This window comes from Clostridium sp. (genome assembly GCF_018372875.1).
In the GTDB taxonomy this organism is placed as follows: Bacteria; Bacillota; Clostridia; order Clostridiales; family Clostridiaceae; genus Clostridium.
Genome location: NZ_JAHAIF010000064.1, coordinates 1 through 14,361 on the forward strand (window position 1 = coordinate 1; position 14,361 = coordinate 14,361).

Genomic DNA, 14,361 nt, shown 5'->3' on the forward strand with positions numbered 1-14,361 from the left:
ATTAAAAGTAGGTTTGGGTAGTGAAATTATAAAAGTCAACTGTAGAATAATGGATATAAAAATAAGTGAAATTATTGCCAACTTTTACTTGACTCAAACGAAAAATAAAAAAACTTGAAAATTTAATAAATAAATGATAAAATTATAAATTGTAATCCCTGCTGTACAAAGTACAGCCGTTAGTCCGAGGGGAGGAGGTGAAATAGATGAGAAAGTACGAAACTATATTCATACTAAACCCATCTTTTGAAGAGGAAGCTGTAAAGGCTACTATTGAAAAGTTTAAGGGTGTTATTGAAAATGGTGGCGGAACTGTTGAAAATGTAGATTTCTGGGGTAAGAGAAAGCTTGCTTATGAAATTGCTAAGGTAAACGAAGGTTACTACACATTAATCAACTTTACTGCTAACACTGAATTACCAAGAGAATTAGATAGAATTTTCAGAATTACTGAAGGAGTTATCAGACACATTATTGTTAAGGAAGAAGCTTAATAGGAGGTATTGTAATGAATAAGGTTATTCTTATTGGAAGACTTACAAAAGATCCTGAATTGAGATTTGCAGCTGGTAGTGGAATGGCTATAAGTAGATTTACTGTTGCTGTAAATAGACAATTCAAGAAAGATGAAACTGATTTTATTAATTGCGTTGCATTTGGTAAAACAGCAGAAACGATATCTCAATATCTTACAAAGGGTAGACAAATAGCTGTTACCGGAAGTATAAGAACAGGTAGCTATGATGCTCAAGATGGAACTAAAAGGTATACTACAGATGTTGCTGTAGAAAGCTTTGAGTTCATTGGTTCTGGAAACGGAGCTAGAGATAATGCAGATTCATTTAACAATGGTGGCTATGGAAATTCAAGTTCTGATTATTCAGCTCAAGGAAATAACGATTCATTCGGTGACTTGAGTTTCAACGATGACATTACTCCAGTAGATGATGGAGATATGCCATTCTAAATTTCAAGGTAAGGAGGGAAACATAAATGAAAGATGTTAGAAGACCAAACGGTAAGATGAGAAGATCTAAAAGAAAAGTTTGTGCTTTTTGCGTAGATAAAGCTGAAAGCATCGATTATAAAGATGTTGCTAAGTTAAGAAAGTATGTTACAGAAAGAGGAAAGATTCTTCCAAGAAGAATATCTGGAACATGTGCTAAGCACCAAAGACAATTAACAGATGCAATAAAGAGATCTAGAAACATAGCATTATTACCATTTACAACTGAGTAATAATGAACAAAAACCTCTGAGTAATATCAGGGGTTTTATTATTATAAAAGGAGCTTTTAAGGCTTCTTTTTTGTTAAATGAAAGAAATAATGGAAGATATGGTAAAAAATCTGAGCTAACCTTGAAATACTCCTTAAAAAAACATAAAATATATATACAAGGATAAAAGAGGTGAGTTCCATGAAATATAAAGAACTTAACATAATGGCAAATGTAAAGATAATAGAGAATTTAAAAGCGCAATTAATATGTATCATCGGAGAATTTTTTAGATTACTAACTAAAGGTTCAAATGTTGCACAAAATGCAATTTTGGAGTGCATATCTGGGGCAATAATAATATTATATGTATTAGCAGAAAAGTTAGGATATTCATTTTCTGAAGTGGACGATATAATGAAAGAAAAACTAGAACTAGGAATTAGAGCGGAAGATGAAGTTGAAAAAGAGGGAAAATGTTTAAGTAGTTTGAAAAAATATATTGAAAAAAATAGAAAGTGATATCTTTATTAGGAGGATAATTGGCTTATGAAAAAATCTGAAATATTAAAAAGATATCTTAAGCCTATGACTTTAATTATAATATCTATTTTGTTCTGGTACTATGATTATAAGATGATAGGAGCAACAGTATTTCTAATTTTTCTAATTAATAATTTTTATGTATTACAGATGTATTGGAAAAAAGATAATGATAAAAGAAAATTTATTGATGATATAAATAGATCTATATCAGATAACTTATGCAATATACCATTTCCTATTGTACTTATCAATAATACAGGAGATATTGTTTGGAGCAATGAAAGGTTTAATGATATAGGAAAAAGGGAAGAATTATTAAATAAAAATATTTTAAGTATTGCAAGAGGACTAAGTTTAGATAAAGTACTAGAAAATAAAGCAGATTCACATCAAAGATTAAAGTATGATGGGAAAATATATGATGTTCATAGTACAAAGTTAAACAATAATAGCGAAGAGTATTATCTTATTTACTTCAATGATATAAGCAATATTATTGATTTGGAGAAGACAAAGGAAAGTGTAATTCATATAGAAGTTGATAACTTAAATGAAGCTTTAGATACTACTGAAGAAAATAGTAGGCCATTAGTTGTAGCAGAAGTAGAAAGATGTATAAATGCTTATGCTCATAAATTAAATGCAATGATAAAGAAGTATGATACTAATAAATATGTTTTATCAGTAAATGATAAAAATATTGAAAAAGAAATAGCTAATAAGTTTCCTGTTTTGGATGAAATTTCAAAGATAGATAAAGGTAATAAATTGGAGGTTACTTTAAGCATTGGTATAGGTAGGGGCGGAATATCTCCTTTAGAAAATGATAATTTTGCTACTGTTGCAAAAGAATTAGCATTAGGTAGAGGTGGAGATCAAGTAGTAATTAAAGACAACGAGGATATAAAGATAATTGGTGGAAACACAAAAGAGATTGAAAAGAGAACAAGGGTTAGAGCTAGGGTAATATCTCATGCATTAAAAGAGTTAATATATGAAAGTGAAAAGATATATATAATAGGACATAGGAATCCAGATATGGATTGTTTTGGATCAGCTGTTGCATTAGCATCTACAATAAGACAATTAGGAAAAGAGTGTAGTATAATACTAGGAAATGATACTGTACCTATAAATTATTTTTTAGATAGATTAAAAAGAGATGTTAAATATAATGACTATTTTATATCTTTAGAGGATGCTAATAGATCTATAGATGACAATGTTTTAGTTATAGTAGTTGATGTCCACAATAGAAGTTATGTTGAAAATATAGATTTTATAGAAAAAAGTAAGAGAAAGGTTATAATAGATCATCATAGGAGAAGTCCTGATATGATAGGAGGGGCTTTGCTAAATTATATAGAAGTTTACGCTTCTTCAACTTCAGAAATGATAACAGAAGTTATTCAATATATGTTGAAAGACCCAAAGCTTACTCAAACTGAGGCAGAGGGACTTTTAGCTGGAATATATATGGATACAAAAGGATTCTCCTTTAAAACAGGAGTAAGAACTTTTGAAGCAGCATCTTTCTTAAGAAATATTGGAGCAGATACAATAGAAGTTAAGAAGATGTTTACTGATAACCTAGAAGATTATTTACTAATTGCAGAAACTATAAAATCAGCTAAGGTAAATCCAAGTAATAATACTGCTATAGCAGTATGTCCTGATAATGTTGATACAGTAATAGTAGCTAAATCAGCGGATGAGATGTTAAATATATCTGGAATATTAGCTGGTTTTGTTCTAGCTAAGATTAATGATGATATCTATATAAGTGGAAGGTCAGTTGGTGATATAAATGTTCAAGTTGTATTAGAAGAACTTGGAGGTGGAGGTCACATGAATATAGCAGGCGCAAATATGTCTGGATTAACAATAGAACAAGTAATTGAAAAATTAGAAGAATCAATAAAAAAACATTTAAAGGTTGGTGAGTAACATGCAAGTAATTTTATTACAAGATGTTAAGAAGTTAGGTAAAAAAGGTGATGTAATTAATACATCAGATGGATATGCAAGAAACTATTTATTTCCTAGGAAATTAGCTCAAGAGGCAACAGATTCAAATCTTCATATTTTAAATAATAAAAAAGAAAATGAAAGAAAACAAAAGTTAGCTGAACTAGAAGCAGCTCAAAAGTTAGCATCAGAATTAAAAGATAAAGAAATAAAAATAACTGCTAAGACAGGTGAAAGTGGAAAGTTATTTGGTGCAATTACAAGTAAAGATGTTGCTGAATTAATAAAGACACAGTACAAGGTAGTGATAGATAAGAAAAAAATAGTAATGGAAACAATAAAGGTTGCTGGAGGGTATACTATAGAAGTTAAGTTATATCCTGAAGTAAGTACAAAGATGAAGGTTATTATTGTTCCACAACAATAAGGAGGAGTAATATTGAAGTTTCATGAGGAAGTAGACTTCTTAAAAGAAGTATTAAATGGTGACTTGACTCAGGAAGCTCAGATTAATGTATTATTTGAAATTTTAAATAATGTTTTAGATCAGGGAGCAGTAAGAGCAAGAACAGTAAAATATAAGCTACAAAAGTATGTTAATTCTCCCAATGTATGTGAGAGAGCATATGCATTAGTAATGATAGCTTCAGATGGAAAAGGTAGAGATACTATTCCGTCTGAAGATGAAGTGGATAATACTATTGAAAATACAGTGGATTGGATTTCAGAAGAATTGGCTCGTAAATATGTTCAGAGTCAAATTGAAGCTAAGGTAGAAAAAAATATAATGGATAAGCAAGAAAAGTATATAGATGAAGTACGTTTATCTGTTATTAAAAAGCAAAAGGGAAGTGAAAACTCTAAGACTAACAAAAAGTATGAAGAGTTAATTCATTTAGATGATAAGAAGACAAATAAGAATATAATGAGTTTTCTTAGACCTGAAAATTTTAGTGAAGTAGTAGGTCAAGATAGAGCTATTAAATCATTAATATCAAAGCTTTCATCTCCATATCCACAACATATAATTTTATATGGACCTCCAGGTGTAGGTAAGACAACGGCTGCTAGAATAGCATTAGAAGAGGCTAGAAGACTGTCCTTTACTCCATTTGATGAAGAATCAAAATTTGTAGAGGTAGATGGTACTACATTAAGGTGGGATCCAAGAGAAATAACAAATCCTTTATTAGGCTCTGTACATGATCCTATATATCAAGGAAGTAAAAGAGATCTGGCTGATGTTGGTGTTCCTGAACCAAAGCCAGGATTAGTAACAGAAGCCCATGGGGGAGTACTATTCATAGATGAAATAGGAGAATTAGATAATATACTTCAAAACAAGCTACTTAAAGTGTTAGAAGATAAAAGGGTAGAATTTTCATCATCTTATTATGATCCAGATGATGAAAATACTCCAAAGTATATAAAGTATTTATTTGACAATGGTGCTCCAGCAGACTTTGTTTTAATAGGTGCAACAACAAGAGAACCTGGGGAGTTAAATCCAGCCTTAAGATCTAGATGTACTGAAGTATATTTTGAACCTCTGTCGTCTAAAGATATAGAACAAATTGTTTTAAATGCTGCAAATAAGTTGGGGGTTACTCTAGAAAATGGAGTAGCAGAATTAATAAGTAGATATACTATTGAAGGTAGAAAAGCTGTAAATATCCTAACTGATGCATATGGTTTTTCATTATATAGCAATAACTCAAATTGTAAAGATGGTGTGAGTATAACACTTAAAGATATAGAAGAAGTAATTTCTATAGGTAGGTATGTACCATTTGAAAGAAGCAAGGATGAAAATGAATATGAAGTTGGACATATATATGGCCTTGGGGTAAGTGGATTCATTGGCTCTACTTTAGAAATAGAAGCAGCTGTTTTTACTGCGAAGAAAAAGGGTGCTGGAACAGTTAGATTTAATGAAACTGCTGGGTCAATGGCAAAGGATTCTGTGTATAACGCAGCATCAGTAATTAGAAAGTTTACGGATAAAGATATTAGGGATTATGATATACACGTAAATGTTGTTGGTGGAGGTAAAATAGATGGGCCATCAGCAGGTGCAGCAATAACTATGTGTGTAATTAGTGCCCTATTAGATAAGCCTTTAAGACAAGATATTGCTTTAACAGGTGAAATATCCTTAAGAGGTAAAGTAAAGCCTGTAGGAGGAATATTTGAGAAAATATATGGAGCAAGAAGAAAAGGAATTAAATTAGTGTTAGTTCCAAAGGATAATGAAAATGAGATTCCTAAGGGATTAAAAGATATAGAAGTAAGGGCAGTAGGCAATATTGAAGAATTATTGAGTATTGTATTTTAATAGTTAGGAGGAGAGTTATGTAATGGACGCTCCAGTTATGAGAAGTCTACCACAAAGTATTGAGGCAGAACAATCTGTAATAGGATCAATGATAATTGATAAAAGTGCTATTGCTCAAGTGGCAGAAAAATTAACAGAAGATGATTTCTATAGGGATGGACATAAAATAATATATAAAGCAATTTTTGAAATGTTTAAAAATGATATGGCTGTAGATTTAGTTACTCTTTTAGAGTACCTAAAATCTACAGATCAATTAGAAAAGGCTGGTGGAGTAACATATATAACAGAAGTTAGTTCTTCTGTCCCAACTACAGCTAATTTATCATCTTACATAAAAATAGTAGAAGAAAAGTCTATACTAAGAAGGTTAATTAAGGCATCAACAGCAATTATAGAAGATAGTTATAATAAGCAAGGTGAAGTAGAAGGTGTTTTAGATCTTGCAGAGAAGAAAATATTTGATATAGCTGAAAAAAGAAGCACTAGTGATTTTGAATCATTAAGTGATGTTTTGGAAAGAGGTTTTCTAGAAATAGAAAGGCTTTTTAATAACAAAGGACAAATTACTGGTGTTCCTTCTGGATTTACTGATTTAGATGCAAAAACATCAGGATTTCAAAAAGGAGATATGGTTCTTATAGCTGCTAGACCATCTATGGGGAAAACTACATTTGCTTTAAATATAGCAGAAAATGCAGCCTTAAGAGAGGGAAAGAGTGTAGTAATATTTTCTCTAGAAATGCCTAAGGAACAATTAGCATATAAGCTATTATGTTCTGAAGCAAATGTTGATATGCTTAAATTAAGAACTGGTAATCTAGATGATAAAGACTGGGAAAACATAGCTAGAGCTACAGGTCCTCTTTCAAAAGCTAAAATTTATATTGATGATACAGCAGGTGTAACTGTTATGGAGATGAGGTCTAAGTGTAGAAGACTTAAGATGGAATATGGTATTGATCTTATTTTAATAGACTATCTTCAATTAATGTCAGGATCATCATCAGAAAATAGACAACAAGAAGTATCTGAAATATCAAGATCTATTAAGGCATTAGCTAAGGAAATGGAATGTCCCGTAATAGCATTATCCCAGCTATCTCGTGCACCAGAGCAAAGAGCAGATCATAGGCCTATGTTATCAGACTTAAGAGAATCTGGTTCAATAGAGCAGGATGCTGACCTTGTTATGTTTTTATATAGAGATGAATATTACAATAAGGAAACAGAAGATAAGAATATGGCAGAATGTATAGTTGCTAAGCATAGAAATGGTCCAGTTGGTACTGTGAAGATGGCATTCTTAGGAGCATTAAGTAAGTTTGGTGATTTAGATGTTATTCATAAAGACTAATTTAGTTGGGGGATTTGTATGTTGAAGAAGATTGGGTTTATAGGTTGTGGCAATATGGGAAGTGCCATGGTAGGAGGATTAGTAAATTCAGGATTTTCAAGTCCAAGTAATATTATTGTTTCTACTAGAACAGAAGAATCTGCAAAATTAATACAAGAAAAATATAATGTTAATGTAACAACTAATAATGAAGAGGTTGTAAAAAATTCAGATGTGATTTTTCTTGCAGTTAAGCCTAATATGTATGCAAAGGTCATTGGTGAGCTAAGAAAAGATTTATTACAAGAAAAGCTTATTATAACTATAGCAGCAGGAATAACTATAAGTGATATGGAAGCTTTAATTAGTGATAAAGCTAGGATTATAAGAACAATGCCTAACACTCCTGCACTTGTAGGAGAAGGTATGTCAGCTATATGTCCTAATAATAATGTTTTAGATGAAGAGTTAAAGTTAGTAATAGATATGTATAACAGTTTTGGTGAATGTGTAGAACTTGAAGAAAAAGATTTTCATGGTTTTATAGCTTTATGCGGTTCTTCACCAGCATATGTATTTATATTTATTGAGGCTATGGCAGATGCAGCAGTAAAGCTTGGAATACCAAGAAAAAAAGCATATAGAATGGCAGCACAAAGTGTATTAGGATCAGCAAAGATGGTATTAGATACAGAACAACATCCTGGTGAATTAAAAGATATGGTATGTTCACCTTCAGGAACAACAATAGATGCTGTAGTAGAATTAGAAAAGCAAGGATTTAGAAATTCTATTATTGAAGCAATGATAAAATGTGCAGATAAATCTAAATCTATGTAAGTAAAAAGTGGGGTTGTATCAAAATAATAAATTATTTTGATACAACCCCTTATTTGTTTTTGAATAGAAACTTGTCATAAGTTTAGAGAGCCTCCACTCTTTTTTTAATGCATAGAAAAGTATAAAATTTCAATTGGATATAAATCAAAGGTATTATTACATTTTTATATTAAAAAATATAAAATAAAGGATAGTAATTTTATAATTTTCTTACCTTTAATACGGGTGGGGGGGATATTTGTTTTGATGTGACTTGGAGCTTGCGACGGAACAAGCAAAATAAATATCAGCTACACCTTTTTTAAAAATTATATTATAAATGATTTATGGATTATAATTCCCTATAGATGTATTGTTATAAATATATAAAGAAACAAATATATAAACAAATAAATATAAAAATATATAAAGAAACAAACATATAAACATATGAATATGCAATAAAAAAAGCTGGCAATAGAGAAAATTTATTCTCTATTGCAACAGCTTCACATTTTTATATTTTATTTACGCCAGTTCTTATTGCAGCATTTTTTACTGCTTCAGCAACTAGGTTTTGCACGTTTAAGTCAAAAGCTTTAGGAATAATATTATCTGGTCTTAATTCATCATCACTAATAGCATTGGCAATAGCGTAAGCAGCCGCTACCTTCATCTCTTCATTTATTTCTTTTGCTCTAACATCTAATGCACCCCTAAATACGCCAGGGAAAGCCAAAACGTTATTTATTTGATTAGGATAATCTGATCTTCCTGTACCAACAATTAATGCACCTGCTTCAATAGCATCTTCAGGAAAAATTTCAGGAGTAGGGTTAGCCATTGCAAACAATATAGAATCTTTATTCATTGAAGCAACCATTTCCTTAGAAACGATATTTGGAGCAGATACACCTATAAATATATCAGCACCCTTCATTGCATTACTAAGAGAACCTGTTTCATTATTTGGATTTGTTATTTGTGCTAATTCTTTTAAAGCATTATTTTTTAAGTCAGCCTCCTTATGAATAATACCATTAATATCGCACATAACAATATTTTTTACTCCAGATGATAATAAGAGTTTACAGATAGCAGTACCAGCAGAACCAGCACCATTAATTACAATTTTCAAATTTTCTAACTTCTTATTTACTATCTTTAGAGCATTTATAATTCCTGATAAAACAACTATAGCAGTTCCGTGTTGATCATCATGAAAAACTGGAATATCTAATTTTTCCTTTAATCTTTTTTCAATTTCAAAACATCTAGGAGCAGATATGTCTTCAAGATTTATTCCCCCTAATGAAGGTGAAATTCTAACTATTGTATTTACAATTTCATCAACATCTTTTGTATCTAATACTATAGGAAATGCATCAACATCTCCAAACTCTTTAAATAGGATGGATTTTCCCTCCATTACAGGTAAAGAAGCTAGAGGACCAATATCACCTAAACCTAGTACAGCTGTACCATCAGATATTACAGCAACAGTATTCCACTTTCTAGTATATAGATAGGCTTTAGAGGGATTTTTATATATTTCTCTACATGGTTCAGCTACCCCTGGAGTATAAGCTAAACTAAGGTCCTGAGAATCTTTAATTGGAGTTCTTGAACATATTTCAAGTTTACCTCTTTTTTCTTCATGAAATTTTAAAGCTTTTTCGTATATTGTCATATTAGCACCCCTTTTTATATATTAAATTCTAAAATAAGAAACTAATTTACTACTATTATTATACGAATTATAACATTAGTTTGCAAAAAAATATTCGAGTGGATATTGACCTATGACAATCACTTTGTTAGTATGTAGGAGTAGATTTTACATAAGGAGGCAATGTATATGTCAGCGTTTATTGTTTTAGGTGCTCAATGGGGCGATGAAGGAAAGGGTAAAATGACTGATTATCTAGCTGAAGAAGCAGACGTAGTCGTTAGATTCCAGGGAGGAAATAATGCAGGTCATACTGTAGAAGTAGGAGATAGACAATACAAGCTTCACTTAATACCTTCAGGTATATTATATGACAACAAGTTAAATGTAATAGGAAATGGTGTTGTAGTAGATCCTAAGGCCTTATTTGAAGAGATAGGATATTTAGAAAAAGAAGGTGTTGAGGTAACGCCAGAAAAGCTAATTATTAGTGATAGAGCTCATTTAATAATGCCATATCATAGAGTATTAGATGTTTTAAAGGAAAAGGCTAGAGGGAAGAATGATATAGGAACTACTGGAAAAGGAATAGGTCCTTGTTATACAGATAAGTTTGAGAGATGTGGAATAAGAGTTTGTGATTTATTACATGAAGATGTATTTGAAGAAAAGCTAAGAGAAAACATAAGAATGAAGAATGAATATATAACAAAGGTTCTTGGTGGGGAAGCTTTAGATGTAGAAGAGATATTAGTTCAGTATAAACAATATGCAGAGAAAATAAGACCATTCGTAAAGGATACATCAGTTAAGGTTTATGATTCAATTAAAGAAGATAAAACAGTTCTTTTTGAAGGTGCTCAAGGTATGCTTTTAGATATAGATCATGGAACATATCCATATGTTACATCTTCAAATACAACAGCAGGTGGAGTAAGCAACGGAATTGGTGTTGGACCAAATATGATTACAAATGCAGTAGGTATTACAAAAGCATATACTACAAGAGTTGGTAAGGGTCCTTTCCCAACTGAATTAGAAAATGAAACTGGTGAATGGATAAGAACAAAAGGACATGAATATGGCGTAACTACAGGTAGATCTAGAAGATGTGGATGGCTTGACTTAGTTATAGTTAAGTCTGCAGTTAGAGTATCTGGATTAACTTCATTAGCTGTTACTAAGATTGATACATTAGCAGGGTTAGACAAATTAAAGGTATGTGTAGGATATAAATTCAATGGAGAAATAATAGATTATTTCCCAGCAAGCTTAGAGGATTTAGCTAAGTGTGAACCTGTATATGAAGAGTTTGATGGATGGGATGATTCAGTAGCTGATGCAAGAAGTTATGATGAAATACCTGAAAATGCAAAGAAGTATCTTGAAAGAATTTCAGAGTTTACTGGAACAAGAATATCAATAGTATCAGTAGGACCAAAAAGAGATCAAACTATGAGAGTTGGAGAACTTTAATTCCGAGTACTTTACTTGACTTTATTTAGTGGATAAAATATAATTTTTTTATAATACTAAATATTAGAGAGTACAAAGAGGTGATAAATATGATAACTAAGGATATGACAATAGGTGAAGTTATAAAAGCTGATTCAAGTAAGGCAGAAGTTTTAATGAGCTTTGGAATGGGTTGCGTTGGTTGTCCATCAGCACAAGCTGAAACAATTGAAGAAGCTGCTATGGTACATGGAATAAACTTAAACGAATTAATGGAAGCATTAAATAAATAATTAAAAGAGCGGATATTTTTATATTCGCTCTTTTTTTGTATATTGAAATATTTATATAAATATAAGTTTATTGATATGAATATAGATAAGTATATGAATTAATAGAGGGATAGGATGAATAAATTAGATAAGAATAAGGTAACGTTCTATTGTTTATTATTTGGAATTATGCTTGTGGGAGTTATATGTTTAACATTTGTTATAAAGAACTCTTTTATAACAGGAAAAAGAGTATGTAATGATTTAAGGGGGAAAGTTATATACATAAGAGATAGAGAATACATTTTAGATAATGAAGCGACTTTTAAATTTAGCATAGAAAGTGTAAAGGAGATTGAATCCTATAAATTAAGGGAAATACAAGGTGTATTAACAATACAAGAAGATGAAATAGAATACGAAGTAAGTATGAAAATAAAATACTTAAGATCAGAAGATAAGTGGGATATATTAAATATTATCTACGATAGCACAAATATAAAAGGGAATAGTTTAAACACTATTCCCTACAGTATAACCTGATGACCATGCCCATTGAAGATTAAATCCGCCACAATCACCATTAACATCTAGTATCTCTCCACAAAAGAATAAACCTGGTATTATATTAGATTCTAATGTTTTAGGATTAACTTCTGTTGTATTTATGCCACCTACAGTTAATTGGGCATTATTGAAACCATTAGTATCTATACATTTAAATTTCCATTCCTTAAATCTAGATAGTAATTCATTTTTATCTTTCCAATCTAATTCATAACAAGGAATATGAATATTATTTATTCCTGAATCCTTTAGTATTATAGGTATAAGTTTCTTATTTATAACCCCAATAAAAGAATTAGAAATAGTCCTATGACTAAACATATATAAGTGTCCCTCTAAAAAGTCCTTAGTTTCTTCAATTGATAATTTAGGCATCATATCAACACTTAATTCAACATTTTGATTATTATTCAAAGCTCTAGAAGCTATAGCAGAAAGTTGTAATATTGGAGGCCCTGATATTCCGTAATCAGTAAAGAGAACTTCACCAATATCTTCTCTAACTAATTTACCATCAACATAGATAGATACCCTTCCATCAAACTTAATTCCAGATAGTGCTTTTAGGTGTGGATAGTCTAATTTTAGTTGTACAATACCAGGTACTGTACTTGTGATAGAATGTCCTAAGTCTTTTGCCAATCTATATCCTGAACCATCTGAACCTGTTTTTGGAGCAGATTTTCCTCCACAGGCTAAAATAACTTTTTTGCATGTGAATAAAGTATACTCATCATTAGTTGTGGATAATTTAAAGTTTTTATTTTTGTGGATAGTTTTTACTTTGCAATTTGTATATAAAGGAATTTCCTTTTCTTCTATAGATAACTTTAAAAGATCTACTACAGATGAAGCCTGAAGAGAGGATGGATATAACTTTCCTTTTTCTAATTCAACTATAGGTAAACCTATAGATAAAAATAAATTTTTAGTTTCTTCAACACCCAACTGCTCTAAACAGTCTATATAGAAATCTTTATTAGAACTATGATAAGTATCATAAGGAAAAGAAATTCTAGAATTAGAAATATTACATCTACCATTACCAGTAGTTAAAATTTTTTTCCCTATTCTATCTGTTGCCTCTATAATAGCAACATCCTTTCCTAGATCTTTTGCAATTATTGCGGCCATTAAACCAGAAGCTCCACCACCAACAATAATAATATCGTGATATATCATAAAACTTATGTCTCCTTTTTAAAAATATAATTAAATTTTAACATAGTAATATTACCTATTAAAGAGAGGAATAATACCATAAGAGGTGATTATTTTGAAGGTTAAAGTTATTGCAGAGGTTCAAGATAAAGATAAAGAATTTAAAGTAAGAAGAATGAATGTAGATGAGATAGTAGTTAATTATCCCACAGGCACTGGATTAAAGTCTTATAAGCATGATGAAGTTGAGCTAATTAGTGAGGGAGAGATAGATGATTTTTTAATAAATAATATTAATTTCCTAACTATAAAATTAAATAGAGGAATATCCATATTCTTCTATAAGGCTCTAAAAGAGTCTTTGGAAAATGAGATAGATGAAGAATTAAATGATTTAAATGTTTTAAGAGATAGATATAAAGTTAATAAGAGAGGTATATGGGAAAAGGAAATAATTTGTGTAATAAATAACTCATTACCTATAAAAGTTATGGCATCAGGACAAAATTTTAAAAGAGATAACTATAGTATATTAATTACACCATTGGAAATACAAGGATTCATTGAAGGGGCAAAAGAAGAAATAAATAAAATTAGAAAAGAAATAAAGCAAAAAGAAATTTTATTATCTAGATATGGAAAAGCCATAAATAATATTAAAAAAAGAGAGAAAAATGAAGCTATTTACCTCTTATCGGACACGGAATAATGCGAGGTTTAAGAAAAATAAAAAGAAATTTAAAAAAATGTGTTGACACATATAATGAATTTCTGTATTATAGTCTATGTGGTCAGCGCAGAACACATTAGTGAGGATCACAAGGTAACAATTTGGCTCCTTGGTCAAGCGGTTAAGACACCACCCTTTCACGGTGGTAACAGGGGTTCGATTCCCCTAGGAGTCACCATTTTATTTGGGCGCATAGCTCAGCTGGGAGAGCACCTGCCTTACAAGCAGGGGGTCACAGGTTCGATCCCTGTTGTGCCCACCATAAATGCGGCTCAGTAGCTCAGT

Annotated in this window: 15 protein-coding genes and 2 tRNA genes; 15 read left to right on the forward strand and 2 right to left on the reverse strand. The window is 30.7% G+C overall.

All coding sequences use genetic code 11. The features are described 5' to 3' along the window. Positions 1-206 precede the first annotated feature (206 nt). From rpsF to proC, 9 genes are all read left to right on the forward strand, one after another. On the forward strand, positions 207-494 hold the full coding sequence (gene rpsF / locus KIB46_RS14720) for a 30S ribosomal protein S6 (protein WP_156561463.1): 288 nt from the start codon (positions 207-209) through the stop codon (positions 492-494). Between the two features lie 14 nt (positions 495-508). Continuing rightward, positions 509-967 carry a single-stranded DNA-binding protein gene (gene ssb / locus KIB46_RS14725; protein WP_156561462.1) on the forward strand — a complete coding sequence of 153 codons (459 nt, stop codon included), beginning with the start codon at positions 509-511 and terminating at the stop codon, positions 965-967. A gap of 26 nt (positions 968-993) precedes the next feature. After that, positions 994-1,239, forward strand: a complete 246-nt coding sequence (gene rpsR, locus KIB46_RS14730) for a 30S ribosomal protein S18 (protein ID WP_027099017.1) — start codon at positions 994-996, stop codon at positions 1,237-1,239. 180 nt (positions 1,240-1,419) lie between these two features. Further along, positions 1,420-1,740 carry a MazG-like family protein gene (locus KIB46_RS14735; protein WP_156561461.1) on the forward strand — a complete coding sequence of 107 codons (321 nt, stop codon included), beginning with the start codon at positions 1,420-1,422 and terminating at the stop codon, positions 1,738-1,740. A 27-nt stretch (positions 1,741-1,767) separates the two neighbouring features. Continuing rightward, the gene (locus tag KIB46_RS14740; RefSeq protein WP_291672865.1) at positions 1,768-3,711 is read left to right on the forward strand and encodes a DHH family phosphoesterase; all 1,944 of its coding nucleotides are present in this window, start codon (positions 1,768-1,770) and stop codon (positions 3,709-3,711) included. A gap of 1 nt (position 3,712) precedes the next feature. After that, a complete protein-coding gene (gene rplI / locus KIB46_RS14745) occupies positions 3,713-4,159 on the forward strand; it encodes a 50S ribosomal protein L9 (protein ID WP_156561459.1) in 447 nt (148 codons plus the stop codon). Between the two features lie 12 nt (positions 4,160-4,171). Further along, on the forward strand, positions 4,172-6,067 hold the full coding sequence (lonC, locus tag KIB46_RS14750; RefSeq protein ID WP_291672868.1) for a Lon family ATP-dependent protease: 1,896 nt from the start codon (positions 4,172-4,174) through the stop codon (positions 6,065-6,067). Between the two features lie 22 nt (positions 6,068-6,089). Continuing rightward, positions 6,090-7,424, forward strand: coding sequence for a replicative DNA helicase (locus KIB46_RS14755; protein WP_049179340.1), 1,335 nt, complete (start codon positions 6,090-6,092; stop codon positions 7,422-7,424). 18 nt (positions 7,425-7,442) lie between these two features. Beyond that, complete coding sequence (gene proC, locus KIB46_RS14760) at positions 7,443-8,243, forward strand: pyrroline-5-carboxylate reductase (protein WP_291672872.1); 801 nt, start codon at positions 7,443-7,445, stop codon at positions 8,241-8,243. Between the two features lie 496 nt (positions 8,244-8,739). On the opposite strand, the gene KIB46_RS14765 is transcribed toward proC, so the two are convergent. Beyond that, the gene (locus tag KIB46_RS14765; protein WP_291672874.1) at positions 8,740-9,912 is read right to left on the reverse strand and encodes a malic enzyme-like NAD(P)-binding protein; all 1,173 of its coding nucleotides are present in this window, start codon (positions 9,910-9,912) and stop codon (positions 8,740-8,742) included. A gap of 168 nt (positions 9,913-10,080) precedes the next feature. On the opposite strand from KIB46_RS14765, the gene KIB46_RS14770 reads away from it, so the two are divergent. From KIB46_RS14770 to KIB46_RS14780, 3 genes are all read left to right on the forward strand, one after another. Further along, entirely contained in the window at positions 10,081-11,367 is a 1,287-nt protein-coding gene (locus KIB46_RS14770; RefSeq protein ID WP_156561455.1) for an adenylosuccinate synthase, read from the forward strand. Between the two features lie 89 nt (positions 11,368-11,456). Then, complete coding sequence (locus KIB46_RS14775; RefSeq protein ID WP_027099008.1) at positions 11,457-11,639, forward strand: DUF1858 domain-containing protein; 183 nt, start codon at positions 11,457-11,459, stop codon at positions 11,637-11,639. Positions 11,640-11,753: 114 nt separating this feature from the next. Next, entirely contained in the window at positions 11,754-12,161 is a 408-nt protein-coding gene (locus KIB46_RS14780; protein WP_156561453.1) for a hypothetical protein, read from the forward strand. Here the strand turns inward: KIB46_RS14780 and KIB46_RS14785 are convergent. After that, positions 12,132-13,367, reverse strand: a complete 1,236-nt coding sequence (locus KIB46_RS14785) for an NAD(P)/FAD-dependent oxidoreductase (RefSeq protein ID WP_156561452.1) — start codon at positions 13,365-13,367, stop codon at positions 12,132-12,134. The two genes, KIB46_RS14780 and KIB46_RS14785, sit on opposite strands and share 30 nt — an antisense overlap. Before the next feature lie 85 nt (positions 13,368-13,452). Between KIB46_RS14785 and KIB46_RS14790 the strand changes: the two genes are divergently transcribed. The 3 genes from KIB46_RS14790 (at position 13,453) to KIB46_RS14800 (ending at position 14,338) form a co-directional block, all read left to right on the forward strand. Next, on the forward strand, positions 13,453-14,055 hold the full coding sequence (locus KIB46_RS14790) for a hypothetical protein (RefSeq protein ID WP_363290424.1): 603 nt from the start codon (positions 13,453-13,455) through the stop codon (positions 14,053-14,055). A 124-nt stretch (positions 14,056-14,179) separates the two neighbouring features. After that, positions 14,180-14,254, forward strand: a tRNA-Glu gene (locus KIB46_RS14795). 8 nt (positions 14,255-14,262) lie between these two features. Next, positions 14,263-14,338, forward strand: a tRNA-Val gene (locus KIB46_RS14800). Positions 14,339-14,361: the final 23 nt, after the last annotated feature.